Genomic DNA, 20,584 nt, shown 5'->3' on the forward strand with positions numbered 1-20,584 from the left:
CACAAGGGGGCTTGCCCCCGATGGCGGTGGGTCAGTTACAGGTGTATTGGCTGATACACCCTTATCGGAGGCAAGCCCCCCATTAGATTTGTGTCAGTTTCAAGGCCAGTGCCTTGGCCTGGATTGCCACATCCGTGACGGCGGTACTCTCCCACCACATCCCCCGCAACGGCGGGCCCATGGCGAACAGCCGCTCACTCACCTGGCCTTGGGCATCCCGCACGGCGCCAGAGGCATCCGCTGCAATCCCCAGCGCCAGCGGCCCAGGCTGGATCAACCCGCGTTTGAGCAGTTGCTGCGGCAGTGGCCGGGCCACGCGGCGCCAGTCGTATTCGATGCCGCTGGAGTTGATCAGCGCCGCGCCGGACACGTGCGTCACGGTCTGCTCGCCGCGATGGCGCAAGCCAATCGTCACGCCGCTGGCCGACGGCACCAGGCCCTTGAACGAGGCCGCCCGTATCTGCAAGCGCCCTTCGCCGTGCAAGCGTTCCACCAACTGCGCACTCAACGGCGGCGAACGGTGGTGGTGGCTTTCCCACCACGGCCGCACATGCCGCACGAACTGGCGCTTTTCGCGCTCGCTGGCCTGGCTCCACAACCTGGCGATGTGCACCCGGACCGTGTCCAGCGGCGCCTGCCAATCGACGTCCTGGTCCAGCGCGATACGGCATTGACGCCGCACTTCGCGCACCAGTTGCCGAGGGCTGCGCAGCGCGGGATCAGCGCCAAGAAAGTCGTCCCAGCTCGGCGGCTGGCGGCGCACATGGGGCAACAGACCATGGCGCGAGAACACCTCGATCGGCCCACGATGCCCGGCCTGTTCCAGCGACACCACGGCATCCACCATGGTCAGCCCGGAGCCGATGATCAGCACGGTCGCATGCGGGTCGAGCCGGGTCATGGCCTGCACGTCCCACGGGTCCAGCGCCGCAGCGTTAAGACCGCTGGATTCGGTCTGCGGCGTGCGGGCCGCCGGGAACATGCCGGTGGCCAATACGGCAAAGGCGCCACGCAGGCGCTCGCCGCTGTCCAGGGACACCAGGGTGCCGGCAGCATCGACCTGCAAGTCGACCACTTCTGCGCGAACATGCTCCACCGTGGAAGCCGACAGCGCCTTGGCCTCAGCCAGGCGCTGCTGTGCGTACAGGCCAAACATCCCGCGTGGCGGGAACAGTTCGCTGACGGGCACCGGCTGTTGCGCCGCCTGCGGCCAGCCCCCGGCGCCGATGTAGTCGGTGAGCCATTGGGTCAGGTCATCGGGGTTGTCCGGGTCGACACTCATGCGCGCCGCATTGCCGTTCAAGGTGTGGCCCAGCTCGACCGCGCTATAGGCCTCGCCACGCCCCAGTTCCGCGCGCGGTTCGATCACCAGGATGCGCCGCCGGCCTGGCAGGCGCAGCAGTTGCACCGCCAGCATCGTGCCGCTCAGGCCGCCGCCGACGATCAGTACATCAGCGTTGCGGATGGATTCACTCATGCACGTCCGCCCTTAACGCTTACCCAGATAGATGTCATGCAAATCACCTCGCGCCAACAACTCGGCGGCGCTGCCACTCAGCACCACCCGCCCAGTATCCAGCACGTAGCCCTGGGACGCATAGGTGAGCGCGACGTTGATATTCTGCTCAGCGATCAAAAAGCTCACCTGCTGCTCGCGGTTGAGCTGCGCGATGATCGCGAAAATCTCCTGCACGATCATCGGTGCCAGCCCCATCGAAGGCTCATCGAGCAGCACCAGGGCCGGCCGGGTCATCAGGGCCCGGCCAATGGCGACCATTTGCTGTTCGCCGCCGGAAGTCAGCCCGGCGCGGGTGTGGCGCTTGGTCTTGAGCCTGGGGAACCAGGTGTAGATGCGCTCCAGATCGTGGGCCAGCTCCTTGCGACTCAAGCGCCGCACAAAGCCGCCGCTGCGCAGGTTGTCTTCGACGGTGAGCTGGCCGAACACATGCCGGCCTTCCAGCACATGCACCATGCCCTGGTGCACGCGCTGGCTGGGGTCTACGCCGGCCAGGTCGTGGCCGGCGTATTCGATCAGGCCACGGCTGACTTCGGCACGTTCGGCGCGCACCAGCCCGGAAATGGCCTTGAGCGTGGTGCTCTTGCCGGCGCCATTGGCGCCGAGCAGCGCCACGATTGCGCCTTTGGGCACACTCAGCGACACCCCGGCCACCGCCAGGATCGCACCGTCATAGATCACCTCGATGTCGTCGACCGTCAGCAAAGACTCGCGCCCTGGCTGCGTGGCAGGCTGGCTCATGGTTTATTCATCCCCGGTGCAGGTGCGTGGCGTGAGGTGTTTTTCCTTGGCGAACGCGGCAGATTTTTCATCGATCAGCGGGCGCAGCAGCGCACGGTCGGCGGCGATCCAGTCACTGATCAGCGCCCAGTTGGCGCCGTCCCACTGCTGCACCCGCGCCGAGCCGCCGCCTTCGTGGTCGCGGCAGGACAGCTTGAGGTTCTGCATCAGGCCCAGGTAGCCCATGTCCTTGAGCCGCGCATCGTCGATGTTCAAGTGTTCCAGACCCCAGCGGCCTTCTTCGCCATTGAGCGGGCGCTTACCGAATTTGGCCTGGGCGGTGCGGATCGCCTCCACCGCCACAGCGGCGTTCACCAGGCCTGAGTTGTAGTAAACGCTGCCGAAGTTTTTCAGGTCCTTGAGGTCACTGTGGCCCTTGTCGAGCACGTACTGTTTGAGGCGTTTGTGGATCTCGAAGTCGCTGCCCGCCGGGTAGGGCGTGAGCGCCAGGTAGCCCTTGGCGGCGGCACCGGCGGGTAATACGTCTTCGCTGGAGCTGGCCCAGATATCGCCGATGATATGGTCCACCGGGAAGCCGAAGCGCGCCGCAGTCTTCACCGCCACCGGGGTCGACACGCCCCAGGTGCGCAGGAATACCCAGTCCGGATTGGCCTGGCGTACCTGGCGCCATTGCGCCGATTGCTCGTTGCCGGGGTCGGCCACCGGAATCTGGATATTTTCAAAGCCGTACTTTTCGGCCAGCAGCTTCAGCGGACCGAGGGTTTCGCGACCGTAGGCCGAGTCGTGATAAACCGTGGCGATTTTCTTGCCCTTGAGTTTGTCGAAGCCGCCTTCGCGCTCGGCGATGTAGTTCACCAGGGTCGAGGCTTCACTGTAGAAAGTCAGCATCACCGGGAAGTTGTACGGAAACACCGTACCGTCGGTGGCTTCGGTACGACCGTAACCGAGGGTGATCAGCGGGATCTTGTCCACTTCAGCTCTTTCGCTGAGGGCGTAGGCAGCCGGTGCGCCGTTGGGCTGGTACACCGCGACCGGCGCGCCATCCAGGCCGTTCTTGAAGCGCTCGTAGCACTCGATGCCCTTCTCTGCCGTCCATTCGGTCTCGCATTCCTGCCACACCAGCTTCACGCCGTTGATGCCGCCTTCGACCTCATTGATATAGCGCAGGTAGTCGATCATCCCGGCCCACACCTGCACGCCGCTGGAGGCGTAGGCGCCGACACGGTAGGTGGCCAGGGGAATGAATTGCTGATCGGACGAGGCGCTGGCCTGGGGCACAGCGCCGGCCAGCGCCGCCAGTGCGAATGCAGTACCGACCAGGGAACGTTTCACGGATGCACGCATGGAGATTCTCTTGAGGGAAGGAAGGTTAGAAGCGCAGCGGCCACTGCCGCAGACGGTCACGCAGGTTGTGCAACAGGCGAATCAAGCCCTCGGGTTCCTTGATCAGGAACACGATGATCAATGCGCCAAAAATGATTTTCTGCAGGTTCTGCAACTGCCCCGCATCCACCGCGCCGCCGAACAGCGCCTGCCCGGCGTGGCTGAGCAGGATCGGCAGCAGGCTGATGAACGCCGCGCCGACAAAGTTGCCGGCGATGCTGCCCATGCCACCGATAATGATGATGAACAGGATCTGGAACGAGCGGTTGATATCGAAACTGCTGGCGCTGGCCGTGCCCAGGTAGGCGAAGGCCCACAGCGCGCCGGCGATGCCCAGGTAGAACGAGCTGATCGCAAACGCCAGGCGCTTGTAACGCACCACGGGGATGCCGACCACGGCCGCGGCGGTGTCCATGTCGCGGATCGCCATCCAGTTGCGCCCGACCTGGCTGCGCACCAGGTTGACGGCGGTCCAGGTCAATAGCAGCACCGTGACCAGGGTCAGCCAGTAGCGGCCCAGCGGGGTGTTGAGGTCGTGACCCAACAGCGTCAGTTGCGGCGCGGAAATGGTCCCGGAAGAGCCATAGTTGTAGAACCAGGGGAATTTGACGAACAGCCACTCGAGGAAAAACTGCGCCGCCAACGTGGTGACCATCAGGTAGAAACCCTTGATCCGCGAGCTGGGCAGACCGAACAACAGGCCCACCAGCGCGCTGATAACCCCACCACCGAGCAACGCTACCGGCAAGCCCAACTCCGGCAGGCGCAGCAGGAATCCGTAGGTAGCAAAGGCGCCCACCGCCATGAAACCTGCCGCGCCGACCGACGTCTGCCCGGTGTAACCGGTGAGCAGGTTCAGGCCCAGGCCGGCCAGTGACAGCACCAAAAATGGAATCAGGATCGCATTGAGCCAATAATCATCGCCCCACAGCGGTACCGCGATAAACGCCAGCGCCAGCCAGGCGATCAGGCCCCAGGGCACACGCCGGGTGGTCAGCAGCAGCGGCGCAGTGTGGTGTGCAACGGAGGTCGACATGGTTTCAGACTCGCTCGATGGCGCGCTCGCCAAACAGGCCGGCGGGACGGATATACAGGAAGGCCAGGGCCAATACATAGGCGAACCACGGCGTGATGCCGCCGCCAATCAACGGGCCGATGTACACCTCGGCGAGGTTCTCCGCCGCACCGACGATCAGCCCGCCGACAATGGCCCCGCCAATCGAGGTGAAACCACCGATGATCAGCACCGGCAAAGCCTTGAGCACCACCAGTGACAACGAGAACTGCACACCCTGGCGCGCGCCCCACAACAGCCCCGCTACCAGCCCGACAATCCCGGCCACTGCCCAGACGATCTGCCAGATCCGGTTGAGGTTGATGCCGATGGACAGCGCCGCCGTGGTGTCATCCGCCACCGCACGCAGCGACAGGCCGATACGGGTCTTGTTGAACAGCAGCGCAAGTACCGTCACCAGTACCACGGCCGCGGCCGCGGCGATCAGGTCGAACTGGCTGAGCATCAGCGGCCCGATAAACAGCGGCACATCATCGATGCCCAGGTCCAGTGCACGCACCTGCGACCCCATCAGGCCCTGCGCCAGGCCCTCGATAATGAAGGACAGGCCGAGGGTAGCCATGAACAGGGTGATCTGCGAACGATTCACCAGCGGCCGCAACACCAGGCGCTCGATGAGCAAGGCGCCGACGATCATCACGATCACCGTCAGCAACAACGCCAGGGCAAACGGCACGCCCTGGTCGTGCAGGCTGACGAACGTCAGCGCGGCAAACAGCAGCATCGCGCCCTGGGCAAAGTTGAACACGCCGCTGGCCTTGTAGATCAGCACAAAACCGATGGCGACCAGGGAATACATGGTGCCGGCGAGCAGGCCGCCGAGCAGGGTTTCGAAGAAGAAGGTCATGCTTGAATACTCATGGTTGCGCCACGCCCAGGTAGGCCGCGATCACCTCGGGATTGGCTTGCACCTCGGCAGGCGAACCGTCGCCGACCTTGCGCCCGTAATCGAGTACCACCACATGGTCGGACAAGCCCATGACCACGCCCATGTCGTGCTCGATCAACACCACGGTGGTGCCCAGGTCGCGATTCACGTCGGCGACAAAGCGCGCCATTTCCTGTTTTTCCTCGGCGTTCATCCCGGCCATAGGCTCATCGAGCAACAACAGGCTGGGCCCGGCGACCAGCGCCCGCCCCAGTTCCACGCGCTTTTGCAGGCCATAGGACAGGTTGCCCACCAGCACCTCGCGATGGGCCTGCAACTCGAGAAATTCCAGGATGCCCTGGGCCCGCTGGCGAAACGCGGCGGCTTCTTGCCGTGCGCGCGGCAAGCCGAGGGCCTGTTCGATGAAGGTGCTGCGCATATGCCGCGACAGGCCGGTGAGAATGTTGTCCAGCACGCTCATTTTCTTGAACAGCGCATTGTTCTGGAACGTACGACCAATACCTCGGCGGGCGGCGCCCAGCGGGTCGATACGATGAAAGTGCTGCGCCTGGAACACGATCTCACCGGCATCGAAGCGGTACACACCATTGAGCACGTTGAGCAGCGAGCTTTTGCCGGCGCCGTTAGGGCCGATCAACGCGCAGATCTCACCGCGCCGCACCTCGAACGACAACGCATTGATCGCCTTGACGCCCTTGAACGACAGCGAAACGTCCCGCACCTGAAGGATGGCCTGGCTCATGCACTTTTCCGTTTGAATTCGGCAAGCCACGTCGGCTCAGCAGTGGATTTGAGCGGCTGCCAGATATAGGCCAGACGCTGAAAACCCAGCAGCCTGCGCACACGATTTTTCAGCAACCGGCGCAGGCCGCTTTGGGGGTGGGCGATGGCCCAGTCACACAGGCGTCGGCGCCAGGTGCCGTGAGGGGCGAGGCGGCTTTCGATGTCGTCGGCCAGGCGCTGCAAAGCTTCGGGCGACAGCAGCAGGCCGGTGGGGGCGACTTCGCTGCGATCGCGCCGCGCCGAGGCCGGGCTTTCCGGGAAGGCCAGGCCGTGGCCGCTGTTGAGCCATTGCTGCAGCACAACCGCAAGGCCACCTTGCCAGTGGGTGCCCTCCTCGCTCCACAGCGTGGTTTCGCCGCTGGGATGCCACCAGCGGCTGATGTGCTGCGCGGGGTCCACAGCGCCCAATAGCTGGGCGAAATCCAGGCGTTGAGTAAATTCCCAATCCGGCTGGCGGCCCTGTACGTAGGCGTGGCTGGGACGAATGCGCCATAACTGTTGTTGCAAGGCCTGGGGCGCCAGGCTGTCAGGCAGCGTGAGCACCTGCCCGCCCACCGACTCGGCTGCCAGCGCCAGCAACAGCAGGTTCGGCTCAAACGCGCCGCTGAGCGCCAGCCGCGACTGCTCGTTGTAGCCCTGCTGGCGTAAACCGTCAGCAAGGCGTTCGACGTCGCGCAACACGTCGATCCAGCGCCAGGCGTGCCATTGCCCTTGGCGCTTGTGCCGCAAGGCAATCTGCAGCGGGGTGAGTTGTGCCCAGTGGTGCAGGCGTTCCAGGGCGGCTTGGGGGTCGGGCACGCTCATAGGGGTGATGCTCCTATTGGGTGGTGGGCGTGCGGTGGTCCGCTGGCTGAAATAAGTCAAACGCTGAAGATCAAAATGTGGGAGGGGGCTTGCCCCCGATGGCGGTGTGTCAGGCACCGATCAATTGCTGCCCCTCCGCTATCGGGGGCAAGCCCCCTCCCACAGGGGTCTTGTGTGAAGCTGCCAAGTTGCGATAGCTGGCGCCCGGATGGTCCGGACCGAGCCGCGCACCGTCGCCAAACAACTTCTCACGCAAGGTACCCTGGGCGTATTCGGTCTTGTACACCCCCCGCTTCTGCAACTCCGGCACCAGCCACTCCACTGCGTCGACAAAAGTTTCGTGAGTCAGCGCATAGGCCAGGTTGAAGCCGTCCACATCGGTGTCCTCCACCCATTCCTGCAGCAGATCCGCCACCGTCTGCGGACCGCCGACAAACAGCGGGCCAAAGCCACCGATGCCGACCCAATCGGCCAGCTCGTTCGGCGTCCAGACCTTGTTCGGGTCCGCCGTGGAGAAGGCTTCCACCGCCGATTGAATGGCGTTGGTGTGCACATGCTTGAGCGGTTCATCCGGCTTGAAATGGCTGAAATCGATACCGGTCCAGCCAGAGATCAGCGCCATCGCGCCTTCATAGCTGACATAGGATTTGTATTCATCGAACTTGGCCTTGGCCTGCGCATCGGTCTGGGCGACGATGACTGTCTGCAGGTTGAAAATCAGGATTTTGCGCGGGTCACGCCCCGCCTCGGCTGCGCGCCGACGTATGTCGGCCACGGTCTTTTTCAGCAGGACCTTGGATGGCGCGGCGACGAACACGCACTCGGCCTGTTCGGCGGCGAATTGCTTGCCACGGCTGGAGGCCCCTGCCTGGTAGAGCACCGGTGTACGCTGCGGTGAGGGTTCGCACAGGTGAATGCCGGGCACCTGGAAGTGTTTGCCTACATGGCGAATCTCGTGGATCTTGCTCGGGTCGCTGAAAATTCGGCGCTCGCGGTCACGCAACACCGCGCCCTCTTCCCAGCTGCCTTCCCAGAGTTTGTAGCAAACTTCCAGGTATTCCTCGGCGTAGTCGTAACGTGCGTCGTGTTCGGTCTGGGCCTTCTGGCCGAGGTTCTTGGCGCCGCTTTCCAGGTAGGACGTGACGATATTCCAACCGACACGGCCCTTGGTCAGGTGATCCAGGGTGGAAAGCCTGCGGGCGAACGGATACGGATGTTCGAACGACAGCGACGCCGTCAGGCCAAACCCCAGGTGCTCGGTGACCAGGGCCATTGGCGCGATCAGCGACAACGGATCGTTGACCGGCACTTGCGCCGCCTGGCGGATCGCCGCCTCGCCATTGCCGTTGTAAACGTCGTAGATACCCAGCACATCGGCGATAAACAGCCCGTCGAACTTGCCGCGCTCGAGGATTTTGGCCAGGTCGGTCCAGTATTCCAGGTCCTTGTACTGCCAGGAACGGTCCCGCGGATGCGCCCACAACCCCGGGGATTGGTGGCCGACGCAATTCATGTCGAAGGCGTTCAAGCGGATTTGACGGGACATCACAGCACTCCGTTGAGGTGGTAGTTGCCAACGATCTGGTACTTCCAGCGCAACGGGTCATCGAGCGACGACGGCAGCGCGGTGCGTTGGCCGGTCAGTTCGAATTCAGCATCGCTGGCGGCGATCAGGGCCTGAGCCGCAGCGATCTGGGCTTCGGTGGTGGCCACCGGGCTGGGGTCGGTTTCGGCACGCTCGAACAGCGCGGCGGCCACGTCGACACGAATCTGCAGATCGCCGAAGCGGCTGATCACATACGGGTCATCGCTGCGCTCGACAAAGCGGCGGGTGGTTTCCAGCAGTTGGCGTGCCTGGTTCAGTGCAGTCATTGGTTGTGTCCTCAGTTCCAGGCGTGGCGCGCGGGTTTCACGCCGTTGAGTACGAAGTTGCCGATCAGGTGGTACTTCCAGCGAGCCGGGTCGTGCAGGGTGTGGGTGCGGGCGTTACGCCAGAAACGGTCGAGGTTGTGCTTGCCCGTGACCGAGCGCGTGCCGGCCAACTCGAAGAGCTTGCTGCTGGCGAGCAAGGCCGTTTCGGCGGACAGCACCTTGGCCTGGGCAACGATCAGCGAGGCATTGGCGACGGTGTCTTCAGTCGGTTCGGCGAGGGCCAGGTCGATCGCTCTGCCGGCCTTGGCGAGAATCGCTTCGGTGCCGTGCACGCGCCATTCCAGGTCGCCGATAGCGGCGATGGTGAACGGGTCTTGCCAGCCATGCTCCTGCTGGCTGTCGATCCAGGGCCGCGCTTGGCGCGCATGGAGCTTGGCCTGCTCAAGGGCACCGAGGGCAATGCCGGTGTCGACCGCCGCCTGAATGATCTGCGAAATCGGACCGTTGGCGGTGGGTTGATCAAACGCCTGGTGCGCGGGAATCACCGCACTCGAGGGTACGGTCACACCGTCAAGGGTCACGCCGCCACTGGCCGTCGTGCGTTGGCCGAAGCCGTCCCAGCTGTCGATCACACTGAGCCCGGGGGCATCGCGCTCGACAAAGGCAATCAACGCCTGACCATGCTCGTTATTGCCGACGGTCGGCACGATATGCGCGAACAGCGCGCCGGTGCAGTAGAACTTCTCGCCGTCAATGCGGGCAACGTCGCCCTCCACGCGAATCTGGGTGTCGAAGGTGCCGGCGTTTTTGCTCTTGGCTTCGGAAAAGGCGTTGCCGAAGCGATAGCCCGCCAACACCTTGCCGAAGTAATGGCGTTTTTGCTCCTCGGTGGCGGTTTGCAAGAGGATATCCACCACGCCGAGGTGGTTCTGCGGGATCTGCCCCAGTGACGGATCAGCGGCGGAGATCAACTTGATCACCTCGGCCACCGTCACATAAGACACCTCGGCGCCGCCATAGGCCTTGGGAATGGTGATGCCCCACAGACCACTGGCGGAAAACTCGTCGAGCTCGGCGATGGGCAGGCGTCGCTCACGGTCACGCTCACTCGCCTCAACGGCGAAACGGGCGGCCAGTCGCGTGGCAACTTCGATGGCTTCGGCATCCGAGCGAATGATGTGAGCAGGGTATTGAGGGTGGGCTGACATGGGCCGACTTCCAGGCTGCTAAGGAATAAAAGAGCCTTTGCAGAAGTCGTGCCTGAATTAAATAATGATTTAAATCAAATGGTTATGGATTAACGAAGGTCCCACGAGGGCTGTCATACCAGCAAAGTGTCCATCCGCTGTTGCCGAGCGAACAGTTAGATCACCACGTTGCGTACAAAGCGCACTGTCACGTCGCCATCATTGCGATAGCCGTGCACGTGAAGACTGGCAAACATATAGAACTCACCGGCGGCGACGCGCTTTTCCTCTTCGCCCACCAACAGCGTGAGGCAACCTTCAAACACGAACAGCTGCACGCTCCAGCCGTCCGGGTCGGGGTCCGGGCTGTAACGGTCGCCCGGTGCCAGGTGCATCTCCCACAGCTCGACTTCACGCCGCGCAGTGGCCTTGGCCAGCAACACCGCTTTGCTGCCGGGGATATCACCGGCCCAGGCCAGTTCGTTGATGCGGCTGTGGTCGCCGGCATCCGGCGCCTGGATCAAATCGCTGAAGGCGACATCCAGCGCTTCGGCCACGCGGTCGAGGGTCGACAGGCTGACGTTCTTTTCGCCGGCCTCGATGGCCACCAGCATGCGCCGGCTGACCCCGGACTTTTCCGAAAGCGCGGTCTGGCTCAGGTCGGCGGCATGGCGCAGGCGACGCACGTTCTGGCTGACGTGCTGCAGGACCGAAGCCCGTTGTGGATTTTCTTTGTGCACTATATTGCTCAATGGGTAGGTGTGCGCAGTATACTGCCCAGCGTGCGGCGCATTGTGCGGTCCGTGCCCTTCCCTTGCAAGACCGAGCCGCCATGACTGCCCCGAACTCCCCTTCGCGTTTCAATCGCTTGAGCAAAGCCGAATGCATCCTGGTCGTCATCACCATGATCTGGGGCGGCACCTTTCTGCTGGTGCACCACGCCATGACCGTGAGCGGCCCGATGTTTTTCGTGGGCCTGCGCTTTGCGGCGGCAGCCATTGTGGTCGGCTTTTTTTCCCTGCGCACCCTGCGCGACCTGACCTTGCTGGAGTTGAAGGCCGGGGTGTTCATCGGCGTGGCGATCATGTTCGGCTACGGCTTGCAGACCATTGGCCTGCAGACGATTCTGAGCAGCCAGTCGGCGTTCATCACTGCGCTCTATGTGCCGTTCGTGCCGTTGTTGCAGTGGCTGGTGCTGGGTCGACGCCCAGGGTTGATGCCGAGCCTCGGCATCATGCTGGCGTTTGCCGGGTTGATGCTGTTGACTGGCCCGACCGGTGCATCACTGAATTTCAGTCCCGGTGAAATCGCTACGCTGATCAGTGCCGTGGCGATTGCCGCCGAAATCATTATGATCAGCGCGTTTGCCGGCCAGGTGGACGTGCGACGCGTGACCGTGGTGCAACTGGCCACGGCGTCAGTGCTGTCGTTCCTGATGGTGGTGCCGATGGGTGAGGCGTTGCCGGGCTTTTCGTGGCTGCTGCTGTTCAGTGCCGTGGGCCTGGGCTTGACCAGCGCGGTGATCCAGGTGGCAATGAACTGGGCACAGCAGAGTGTGTCGCCGACCCGTGCCACCTTGATCTACGCCGGTGAGCCGGTGTGGGCTGGCGTGGTGGGGCGACTGGCCGGCGAGCGATTCCCGCCGGTTGCGATGCTGGGGGCGGTGTTGATTGTGCTGGCGGTGATTGTGAGTGAGATGAAGAGAAGCAGCTCGAAAGTGATCGATGCCAAGGTCGAAGTTGAACCGGAAAGTCTGGGGTGATGTTTTGAGCTGCAAGCTACAAGCTGCAAGAAATACGCTGTCGGCTATTCTCTTGCAGCTTGCCGCTTGTAGCTGTTTTCTACTGCATCCGTAGGATCCTGCCACATGTTGCCGTTTGGTGATCGACAAAGCGGCACGTATGATGCATCCCAAACTCCCGCAGATTAGAAGCCTATGTCCCTGATAGTTCTACTGCTTCTGCCATTCATTGGCAGCTGTCTGGCGGCCTTGCTGCCGCACAACGCTCGTAACACTGAATCCCTGCTGGCTGGCCTGGTGGCCCTGGTCGGCACCGTACAAGTCGCCCTGCTCTACCCCCAGATCGCCCACGGTGGCGTGATCCGTGAAGAATTCATGTGGTTGCCCAGCCTCGGCCTGAATTTCGTGCTGCGCATGGATGGCTTCGCCTGGCTGTTCTCGATGCTGGTGCTGGGCATCGGCACGCTGGTGTCGCTGTATGCGCGTTACTACATGTCGCCCGACGACCCGGTGCCGCGTTTCTTTGCGTTTTTCCTGGCCTTCATGGGCGCCATGCTCGGCCTGGTGATTTCCGGCAACCTGGTGCAGATCGTGTTTTTCTGGGAACTGACCAGCCTGTTCTCGTTCCTGCTGATCGGTTACTGGCACCACCGCGCCGATGCCAGGCGCGGTGCCTACATGGCGTTGATGGTCACTGGTGCAGGCGGCTTGTGCCTGCTGGCTGGGGTGATGTTGCTCGGGCACATCGTCGGTAGCTATGACCTGGACCAGGTGCTGGCGGCCGGCGATCAAATTCGCGCGCATTCGCTGTACCCGGTGATGCTGGCCCTGGTGCTGATCGGCGCCTTGAGCAAAAGCGCACAGTTCCCGTTCCATTTCTGGCTGCCCCACGCCATGGCGGCGCCCACGCCGGTTTCGGCCTATCTGCACTCGGCGACGATGGTGAAGGCCGGCGTGTTCCTGCTGGCCCGCCTGTGGCCGTCGCTGTCCGGCAGCGAAGAATGGTTCTGGATCGTCGGCGGTGCCGGCGCCATGACCCTGCTCCTCGGCGCTTACTGCGCCATGTTTCAGAACGATCTCAAGGGCCTGCTGGCCTATTCCACCATCAGCCATCTCGGGCTGATCACCCTGCTGCTGGGCCTTAACAGCCCGCTGGCCGCTGTTGCCGCCGTCTTCCACATTCTCAACCACGCTACCTTCAAGGCTTCGCTGTTCATGGCCGCGGGCATCATCGACCACGAAAGCGGCACGCGGGACATCCGCAAGCTCAGCGGGCTGGTGCGCCTGATCCCGTTTACCGCGACCCTGGCGATGGTGGCCAGTGCGTCCATGGCCGGGGTGCCGTTGCTCAATGGCTTCTTGTCCAAAGAGATGTTTTTCGCCGAAACGGTATTTATCTCGGCGACAAAATGGGTGGAAATCACGTTACCGGTGATCGCGACCATCGCCGGTACCTTCAGCGTGGCTTACGCCTTGCGATTTACCGTGGACGTGTTCTTCGGCCCGCCGGCCACCGACCTGCCCCACACCCCCCACGAACCCCCGCGCTGGATGCGTGCGCCGGTTGAACTGCTGGTATTTACTTGCCTGTTGGTGGGGATCTTCCCGGCCCAGATGGTCGGTTCGATCCTCGCCGCCGCCGCGTTGCCCGTGGTGGGCGGCGTGCTGCCGGAGTACAGCCTGGCGATCTGGCACGGCTGGAATGCACCGCTGATCATGAGCCTTGTGGCCATGTGCGGCGGCGTGGTGCTGTACCTGATGCTGCGCAAGCAACTCAAGCGCGGCCGGTTCGCCTACCCGCCGGTGATCGGCTACTTCAACGGCAAGCGCGGCTTCGAGCGCTGCCTGGTGCTGATGATGCGCGGCGCGCGCCGCGTCGAGAAACGCATCAGCACCAAGCGCCTGCAGACCCAGCTGTTCCTGCTGGTGATCGTGGCGGTGATTGGCGCCCTGATCCCGATGCTCAACAGTGGCCTGAGCTGGGGCGACCGGCCGAAGATCCCGGGTTCCATCGTGTTCGTCACCCTGTGGCTGCTGGCGATTGCCTGCGCGCTGGGCGCCGCCTGGCAGGCCAAGTACCACCGGCTGGCAGCCCTGACCATGGTCAGCGTATGCGGCCTGATGACCTGCGTTACCTTCGTATGGTTCTCGGCGCCGGACCTGGCGTTGACGCAACTGGTGGTGGAAGTGGTGACCACCGTGCTGATCCTGCTCGGCCTGCGCTGGCTGCCACGCCGGATCGAAGAGGTCTCGCCGCTGCCCGGCTCGCTGCGCAAGGCGCGCATCCGCCGCCTGCGTGACTTCCTGCTGTCCACCGTGGTGGGCGGCGGCATGGCGCTGTTGTCCTACGCGATGCTGACCCGCCAGACGCCCAACGACATCTCTTCGTTCTACCTCAGCCGCGCCCTGCCCGAGGGCGGCGGCAGCAATGTGGTGAACGTGATGCTGGTGGACTTCCGCGGCTTCGACACCCTCGGCGAAATCACCGTGCTCGGCGCGGTGGCGCTGACCGTATACGCGCTGCTGCGGCGCTTCCGCCCATCGAAGGAAAGCATGGAATTGCCGCCCCAACAGCGCCAGCTCGCGCCCGATGTGGCCACCGACCTGGTCAACCCGCGACAGGCCAGCGACACCGCCCTGGGCTACATGATGGTGCCGGCTGTACTGGTGCGCCTGCTGCTGCCGATAGCGCTGGTGGTGTCGTTCTACCTGTTCATGCGCGGGCATAACCAACCGGGCGGCGGCTTTGTCGCGGGGCTGGTGATGTCGGTGGCGTTTATCCTGCAATACATGGTGGCCGGCACCCAGTGGGTCGAGGCACAGATGAGCCTGCGGCCGATGCGCTGGATGGGCTTCGGCCTGTTGTCGGCGACCCTCACCGGGCTTGGCGCGTTGTTCGTCGGGTACCCGTTCCTCACCACTCACACCTGGCACCTGAGCCTGCCGGTGCTGGGCGATATCCATATCGCCAGCGCGTTATTCTTCGATGTCGGCGTGTACGCCATGGTCGTCGGCTCGACCCTGCTGATGCTCACCGCCCTCGGCCACCAGTCGGTGCGAGCGCACAAACCGAGCAACCAGCCCAAAACCGTCGCCAACCCACAAGGAGCTGCCGCCTGATGGAAGAAGTCATTGCAATTGCCATTGGGGTCCTGGCAGCCTCCGGCGTCTGGTTGATCCTGCGGCCACGGACGTTCCAGGTGGTGATGGGCCTGTGCCTGTTGTCCTACGGGGTCAACCTGTTCATTTTCAGCATGGGTAGCCTGTTTATCGGCAAGGAGCCGATCATCAAGGACGGCGTGCCGCAGGACCTGTTCAACTACACCGACCCCCTGCCCCAGGCGCTGGTGCTCACGGCCATCGTGATCAGCTTCGCCATGACCGCGCTGTTCCTGGTGGTGCTGCTGGCCTCCCGGGGCCTGACCGGCACCGACCATGTGGATGGCCGGGAGCCCAAGGAATGAATTGGGTCAATCAACTGATCGTCGCGCCGATCCTGCTGCCCTTGCTGACCGCAGCGCTGATGCTGATGCTCGGCGAGAAACGCCGCCCGCTGAAGGCCAAAATCAACCTGGTCTCGAGCATCCTCGGGTTGGGCGTCGCCGTCCTGCTGTTGTACTGGACGCAAAAAGGCGGCCCCGGCTCGATTGGCGTGTACCTGCCGGGCAACTGGCAAGTGCCGTTCGGTATCGTGCTGGTGGTGGATCAACTGTCGGCGCTGATGCTGGTGCTGACCGGGATCATCGGTGTCAGCGCGCTGCTGTTCGCCATGGCCCGTTGGGACCGTGCCGGCACCAGTTTCCACGCGCTGTTCCAGGTGCAGATGATGGGCCTGTACGGGGCCTTCCTCACCGCTGACCTGTTCAACCTGTTCGTATTCTTTGAAGTGCTGCTGGCGGCGTCCTACGGCTTGATGCTGCACGGCTCCGGCCGCGCGCGGGTGTCGTCGGGGCTGCATTACATCGCGATCAACCTGCTGGCATCGTCGCTGTTCCTGATCGGCGCGGCGATGATCTACGGGGTCACCGGCACGCTGAACTTCGCTGACCTGGCGCTGAAAATCCCGCTGGTGCCGGAGGCCGATCGCGGCCTGCTGCACGCTGGTGCGGCGATCCTGGCCACCGCGTTCCTGGCCAAGGCCGGTATGTGGCCGCTGAATTTCTGGCTGGCGCCTGCCTACTCTTCGGCCAGCGCGCCGGTGGCGGCGATGTTCGCGATCATGACCAAGGTGGGCGTGTACACCGTGCTGCGCTTGTGGACGTTGCTGTTCTCCGGCCAGGCCGGCGCTTCGGCGTTGTTTGGCGGTGACTGGCTGGTGTACGGCGGCATGGCCACCATTGTGTGCGCAGCGCTGGCAATGCTTGCGGCGCAGCGCCTGGAACGCATGGCGAGCCTGAGCATCCTGGTTTCGGCCGGGATCCTGTTGTCGTCCGTCGGTTTCGCCCAACCGAGCCTGACAGCCGGGGCGCTGTTTTACCTGGTCAGCTCCACCCTGGCACTGAGCGCGCTGTTCCTGCTGGCTGAACTGATCGAACGCTCGCGCTCGGCCAACGACCTGCCGCTGGACGAAGAAATCGACGCGCTGCCCAAGGCCATGGAGTCCCTGCATCCACGGCCCGGCGTCAACCTCGACGATGAGCAGAAAGCCGTGGTCGGCCAGGTGATCCCCTGGACCATGGCCTTCCTGGGCTTGAGTTTTGTTGCGTGCGCCCTGCTGATTATCGGCATGCCGCCGCTGTCCGGGTTTATCGGCAAGCTCAGTCTGCTCAATGCACTGATCAATCCGCTGGGCCTGGGCAACGCGGTGAACGAACCCATTCGCCCGGCAGCGTGGGGCCTGGTGGCGCTGCTGATCCTGTCTGGCCTGGCCTCGCTGATTGCGTTCGCACGGCTCGGCATCCAGCGCTTCTGGACCCCGCAAGAGCGCCCATCGCCGTTGCTGCGCCGCTACGAATGCGTGCCCATCTTCTTCCTGCTGGGCTTGAGCATCCTGCTGACCTTCAAGGCCGAGCCGCTGATGCGCTATGCCCAGGCCACCGCCGTCAGCCTGAACAACCCGGAACATTACGTGATGGCGGTGCTGGCCACGCGGCCGGTGCCGAGCCCTGAAGCCCAGGCTGCCGCGCTGGAGGTGCAACCATGAAGCGACTGTTCCCTGCCCCCTGGCTGTCCCTGGCGCTCTGGATGCTGTGGTTGGTGCTGAACCTGTCGGTCAGCCCCGGCAACCTGTTGCTCGGTGCGCTGCTGGGTGTGCTGGCACCGCTGATGATGGCGCCGCTGCGCCCGCAACCGATCAGCCTGCGCCGTCCCGGCGTGGTGCTGCGCCTGTTCCTGCTGGTGGGCCGCGACGTCATCGTTTCCAACCTGCAAGTGGCCTGGGGCGTGCTGACCTGCGGCACACGAGCGCCGCGTTCGCGCTTTATCAAGATTCCCCTGGACCTGCGCAGCCCCAACGGCCTCGCGGCGCTGTCGATGATCACCACGGTGATCCCCGGCACCATCTGGTCCGAACTGGCGCTGGACCGCAGCATCCTGCTCCTGCACGTGTTCGACCTGGACGAGGAAGCGCCGTTTATCGAGCACTTCAAAGCCACCTATGAGCGGCCCCTGATGGAGATCTTCGAATGAGCGCCCTGCTCGCCAATGCGATCCTGTTCAGCCTGTTCCTGTTTTCCGTGGCCATGGTGCTGACCCTGATCCGCCTGTTCAAAGGCCCGTCAGCCCAGGACCGGGTACTGGCGCTGGACTATCTGTACATCCTGGCCATGCTGATGATGCTGGTGCTGGGCATTCGCTATGCCAGTGACACCTACTTTGAAGCGGCGCTGCTGATTGCGCTGTTCGGCTTTGTGGGCTCGTTTGCCCTGGCCAAATTCCTGCTGCGTGGCGAGGTGATCGAATGATGCCGTTATGGATGGAAATTGTCGTTGCGGCACTGCTGGTACTCAGCAGTGTGTTCGCGTTGATCGGAGCAATTGGACTGCTGAGAATGAAAGACTTCTTCCAGCGCATGCACCCGCCGGCGCTGGCCTCGACGATTGGCGCCTGGTGCGTGGCGTTGGCGTCGATCATCTATTTTTCGGTGCTCAAATCCGGGCCAGTGTTGCACGGCTGGTTGATACCGATTCTGTTGTCAATCACGGTGCCGGTGACCACTCTGCTATTGGCCCGCACCGCGCTGTTCCGCAAGCGCATGGCCGGCGACGATGTACCCGCCGAAGTCAGCAGCCGCCGCTGATTTAAAATGTGGGAGGGTTATCAGTCAGGCCTGATCAGCCAGTCGCCGGGTCGTCCCTCCCTTCCCGTCTTCCAGCACAACGCCCATTGCGGTCAGTTGGTTTTGATCGCTCCTACGCTCTGCGTGGGAGCGCCGCCTGGGACGCTCCGCGTCCCGCCAGCGACACGAGTCCCGGGGCCTGCGCACTTGTGACGCAGAGCGTCACGGGATGCATTCCCACGCGGAGCTTGGGAACGATCGCAAAGTCAGCAGCCGCCGTTGATTTAAAATGTGGGAGGGGGCTTGCCCCCGATTGCGGTGGGCCAGTGACAGATGAACTGGCTGAACCCACGCTATCGGGGGCAAGCCCCCTCCCACATTTGTATCGGATTATCAGTCAGGCCTGATCAGCCAGCCGCCAGGTCGTGCCGCCCTTCCCGTCTTCCAGCACAACGCCCGTTGCGGTCAGTTGGTTTTGATCGCTCCTACGCTCTGCGTGGGAGCGCCGCCTGGGACGCTCCGCGTCCCGCCAGCGACACGAGTCCCGGGGCCTGCGCACTTGTGACGCAGAGCGTCACGGGATGCATTCCCACGCGGAGCTTGGGAACGATCGCAAGTCAGCAGCCATAAAAACTGTGGGAGGGGGCTTGCCCCCGATTGCGGTGGGCCAGTGACAGATGAACTGGCTGAACCACCGCTATCGGGGGCAAGCCCCCTCCCACATTTGTATCGGGTTATCAGTCAGGCCTGATCAGCCAGCCGCCAGGTCGTGCCGCCCTTCCCGTCTTCCAGCACAACGCCCATTGCGGTCAGTTGGTTTTGATCGCACCTACGCTCTGCGTGGGAGCGCCGGGTCCTGCGCACTTGTGACGCAGAGCGTCACGGGATGCATTCCCACGCGGAGCTTGGGAACGATCGCAGCAAGTATCTGGAAAAACTGTGGGAGGGGGCTTGCCCCCTCCCACATTTGTATGGGGTTACCGATCAGGCCTGATCAGCCAGCCGCCAGGTCGTCCCGCCCTTCCCGTCTTCCAGCACAACGCCCATTGCGGTGAGTTGGTCACGGATACGGTCGGATTCGGCCCAGTCCTTGTTGGCCCGAGCGGTCAAGCGCGCCTGGATCAACGCGTCCACTTCAGCGGCATCCACACGCCCTTCAGCGCCGGCTTGCAGGAAGTCATCAGCCTCCATCTGCAACACGCCCAGCACGCTCGCCAGTTCTTTCAGACGAGCCGCCAGACCCGCTGCCGCCTCGACATCGGTCTCGCGCAGGCGGTTGATCTCACGCACCATCTCGAACAGCACCGCGCACGCTTCAGGGGTGCCGAAGTCGTCGTTCATCACTTCGGTGAAGCGGGCCACGAAGGCTTCGCCGCCGGCCGGAGCCACCGCAGGCAAACCTTTCAACGCATGGTAGAAACGCTCCAGGGCGCCCTTGGCGTCCTTGAGGTTGTCTTCCGAGTAGTTGATGGCGCTGCGGTAATGGCTGGACACCAGCAGGTAACGCACGACTTCCGGGTGGTATTTTTCCAGCACGTCGCGGATGGTAAAAAAGTTGTTCAGGGATTTGGACATCTTCTCGCCATTGATGCGGATCATGCCGCAGTGCATCCAGGCGTTGGCGTAGGTCTTGCCGGTGGCGGCCTCGCTCTGGGCGATTTCGTTCTCGTGGTGCGGGAACTCCAGGTCGCTGCCGCCGCCATGAATGTCGAAGGTCTCGCCCAGGCAGCAGGTGGACATCACCGAGCATTCGATGTGCCAGCCCGGACGCCCGGCGCCCCATGGCGACTCCCAGCTTGGCTCGCCAGGCTTGGTGGCTTTCCACAGCACGAAGTCCAGCGGGTCCTGCTTGGCCTCGTCGACTTCGATACGCGCGCCGATGCGCAGGTCTTCGATCTTCTTGCGCGACAGCTTGCCGTAGCCCATGAACTTGGCGACGCGGTAGTACACGTCGCCGTTGCCTGGGGCGTAGGCGTAACCCTTGTCGATCAGGGTCTGGATCATCGCGTGCATGCCAGGGATGTGGTCCGTGGCACGCGGTTCCATGTCCGGCTTGAGGATATTGAGGCGCGCCTCGTCCTCGTGCATGGCGGCGATCATGCGCTCGGTCAGCGCATCGAACGACTCGCCGTTTTCGTTGGCGCGATTGATGATCTTGTCGTCGATGTCGGTGATGTTGCGCACGTACGTCAAGTCATAGCCACTGAAACGCAACCAGCGGGTCACCAGGTCGAAGGCAACCATGCTGCGGCCGTGGCCGATGTGGCAGTAGTCGTACACGGTCATGCCGCACACGTACATGCGCACCTTCTTGCCATCCAGCGGCTTGAAGACTTCTTTGGTCTTGCTGAGCGTGTTGTAGATCGTTAGCACGAT

19 protein-coding genes and 3 pseudogenes are annotated in these 20,584 nt (G+C 63.3%); 7 read left to right on the plus strand and 15 right to left on the minus strand.

Features of this window, described 5'->3' with window-relative positions; genetic code table 11:
* Positions 1 to 82 precede the first annotated feature (82 nt).
* From SC318_RS16025 to SC318_RS16075, 11 genes are all read right to left on the minus strand, one after another.
* Positions 83 to 1,477, minus strand: coding sequence for an FAD/NAD(P)-binding protein (locus tag SC318_RS16025; protein WP_320427580.1), 1,395 nt, complete (start codon positions 1,475 to 1,477; stop codon positions 83 to 85).
* A gap of 12 nt (positions 1,478 to 1,489) precedes the next feature.
* The gene (locus tag SC318_RS16030) at positions 1,490 to 2,257 is read right to left on the minus strand and encodes an ABC transporter ATP-binding protein (RefSeq protein ID WP_320427581.1); all 768 of its coding nucleotides are present in this window, start codon (positions 2,255 to 2,257) and stop codon (positions 1,490 to 1,492) included.
* A 3-nt stretch (positions 2,258 to 2,260) separates the two neighbouring features.
* Entirely contained in the window at positions 2,261 to 3,601 is a 1,341-nt protein-coding gene (locus SC318_RS16035; RefSeq protein ID WP_320427582.1) for an ABC transporter substrate-binding protein, read from the minus strand.
* 25 nt (positions 3,602 to 3,626) lie between these two features.
* Positions 3,627 to 4,676: a branched-chain amino acid ABC transporter permease gene (locus tag SC318_RS16040; RefSeq protein ID WP_320427583.1), complete on the minus strand. Its 1,050-nt coding sequence runs from the start codon at positions 4,674 to 4,676 to the stop codon at positions 3,627 to 3,629.
* A gap of 4 nt (positions 4,677 to 4,680) precedes the next feature.
* Positions 4,681 to 5,562 carry a branched-chain amino acid ABC transporter permease gene (locus SC318_RS16045; protein ID WP_320427584.1) on the minus strand — a complete coding sequence of 294 codons (882 nt, stop codon included), beginning with the start codon at positions 5,560 to 5,562 and terminating at the stop codon, positions 4,681 to 4,683.
* A gap of 10 nt (positions 5,563 to 5,572) precedes the next feature.
* A complete protein-coding gene (locus SC318_RS16050) occupies positions 5,573 to 6,346 on the minus strand; it encodes an ABC transporter ATP-binding protein (protein ID WP_320427585.1) in 774 nt (257 codons plus the stop codon).
* Entirely contained in the window at positions 6,343 to 7,191 is an 849-nt protein-coding gene (locus tag SC318_RS16055) for an acyl-CoA synthetase (RefSeq protein WP_320427586.1), read from the minus strand. Before SC318_RS16055 ends, SC318_RS16050 begins: the two co-directional genes overlap by 4 nt.
* Positions 7,192 to 7,300: 109 nt before the next feature.
* Positions 7,301 to 8,737, minus strand: a complete 1,437-nt coding sequence (locus SC318_RS16060) for an LLM class flavin-dependent oxidoreductase (RefSeq protein ID WP_320427587.1) — start codon at positions 8,735 to 8,737, stop codon at positions 7,301 to 7,303.
* Positions 8,737 to 9,063 carry an acyl-CoA dehydrogenase gene (locus tag SC318_RS16065; protein WP_320427588.1) on the minus strand — a complete coding sequence of 109 codons (327 nt, stop codon included), beginning with the start codon at positions 9,061 to 9,063 and terminating at the stop codon, positions 8,737 to 8,739. Before SC318_RS16065 ends, SC318_RS16060 begins: the two co-directional genes overlap by 1 nt.
* A gap of 11 nt (positions 9,064 to 9,074) precedes the next feature.
* The gene (locus SC318_RS16070) at positions 9,075 to 10,271 is read right to left on the minus strand and encodes an SfnB family sulfur acquisition oxidoreductase (protein ID WP_320427589.1); all 1,197 of its coding nucleotides are present in this window, start codon (positions 10,269 to 10,271) and stop codon (positions 9,075 to 9,077) included.
* Between the two features lie 155 nt (positions 10,272 to 10,426).
* The gene (locus tag SC318_RS16075; RefSeq protein WP_320427590.1) at positions 10,427 to 10,990 is read right to left on the minus strand and encodes a type II toxin-antitoxin system RelB family anti-toxin; all 564 of its coding nucleotides are present in this window, start codon (positions 10,988 to 10,990) and stop codon (positions 10,427 to 10,429) included.
* A 92-nt stretch (positions 10,991 to 11,082) separates the two neighbouring features.
* Between SC318_RS16075 and SC318_RS16080 the strand changes: the two genes are divergently transcribed.
* From SC318_RS16080 to SC318_RS16110, 7 genes are all read left to right on the plus strand, one after another.
* The gene (locus SC318_RS16080) at positions 11,083 to 12,012 is read left to right on the plus strand and encodes a DMT family transporter (protein WP_320427591.1); all 930 of its coding nucleotides are present in this window, start codon (positions 11,083 to 11,085) and stop codon (positions 12,010 to 12,012) included.
* Between the two features lie 174 nt (positions 12,013 to 12,186).
* Positions 12,187 to 15,111: a monovalent cation/H+ antiporter subunit A gene (locus SC318_RS16085; RefSeq protein ID WP_320427592.1), complete on the plus strand. Its 2,925-nt coding sequence runs from the start codon at positions 12,187 to 12,189 to the stop codon at positions 15,109 to 15,111.
* Positions 15,111 to 15,455 (plus strand): Na+/H+ antiporter subunit C, encoded by a 345-nt coding sequence (locus SC318_RS16090; RefSeq protein ID WP_320427593.1) that lies wholly within the window; start codon positions 15,111 to 15,113, stop codon positions 15,453 to 15,455. Before SC318_RS16085 ends, SC318_RS16090 begins: the two co-directional genes overlap by 1 nt.
* Complete coding sequence (locus tag SC318_RS16095) at positions 15,452 to 17,134, plus strand: monovalent cation/H+ antiporter subunit D (RefSeq protein ID WP_320427594.1); 1,683 nt, start codon at positions 15,452 to 15,454, stop codon at positions 17,132 to 17,134. The genes SC318_RS16090 and SC318_RS16095 overlap by 4 nt, the downstream gene beginning before the upstream one ends.
* The gene (locus SC318_RS16100; protein ID WP_320427595.1) at positions 17,131 to 17,619 is read left to right on the plus strand and encodes a Na+/H+ antiporter subunit E; all 489 of its coding nucleotides are present in this window, start codon (positions 17,131 to 17,133) and stop codon (positions 17,617 to 17,619) included. Before SC318_RS16095 ends, SC318_RS16100 begins: the two co-directional genes overlap by 4 nt.
* Positions 17,616 to 17,894: a K+/H+ antiporter subunit F gene (locus tag SC318_RS16105; protein WP_003174765.1), complete on the plus strand. Its 279-nt coding sequence runs from the start codon at positions 17,616 to 17,618 to the stop codon at positions 17,892 to 17,894. The genes SC318_RS16100 and SC318_RS16105 overlap by 4 nt, the downstream gene beginning before the upstream one ends.
* Entirely contained in the window at positions 17,891 to 18,229 is a 339-nt protein-coding gene (locus SC318_RS16110; RefSeq protein ID WP_306493506.1) for a Na+/H+ antiporter subunit G, read from the plus strand. Before SC318_RS16105 ends, SC318_RS16110 begins: the two co-directional genes overlap by 4 nt.
* Positions 18,230 to 18,253: 24 nt before the next feature.
* On the opposite strand, the pseudogene SC318_RS27100 reads toward SC318_RS16110, so the two are convergent.
* The 4 genes and pseudogenes from SC318_RS27100 to cysS all read right to left on the minus strand — a co-directional run.
* Positions 18,254 to 18,331: pseudogene (locus tag SC318_RS27100) on the minus strand (hypothetical protein); the annotation flags it as partial.
* A gap of 274 nt (positions 18,332 to 18,605) precedes the next feature.
* A pseudogene (locus SC318_RS27105) lies at positions 18,606 to 18,683 on the minus strand (hypothetical protein); the annotation flags it as partial.
* A gap of 266 nt (positions 18,684 to 18,949) precedes the next feature.
* Positions 18,950 to 19,027, minus strand: a pseudogene (locus SC318_RS27110) (hypothetical protein); the annotation flags it as partial.
* A 165-nt stretch (positions 19,028 to 19,192) separates the two neighbouring features.
* Complete coding sequence (gene cysS, locus SC318_RS16115; protein ID WP_320427596.1) at positions 19,193 to 20,581, minus strand: cysteine--tRNA ligase; 1,389 nt, start codon at positions 20,579 to 20,581, stop codon at positions 19,193 to 19,195.
* Positions 20,582 to 20,584: the final 3 nt, after the last annotated feature.

The organism is Pseudomonas sp. MUP55 (genome assembly GCF_034043515.1).
GTDB lineage: Bacteria > Pseudomonadota > Gammaproteobacteria > Pseudomonadales > Pseudomonadaceae > Aquipseudomonas.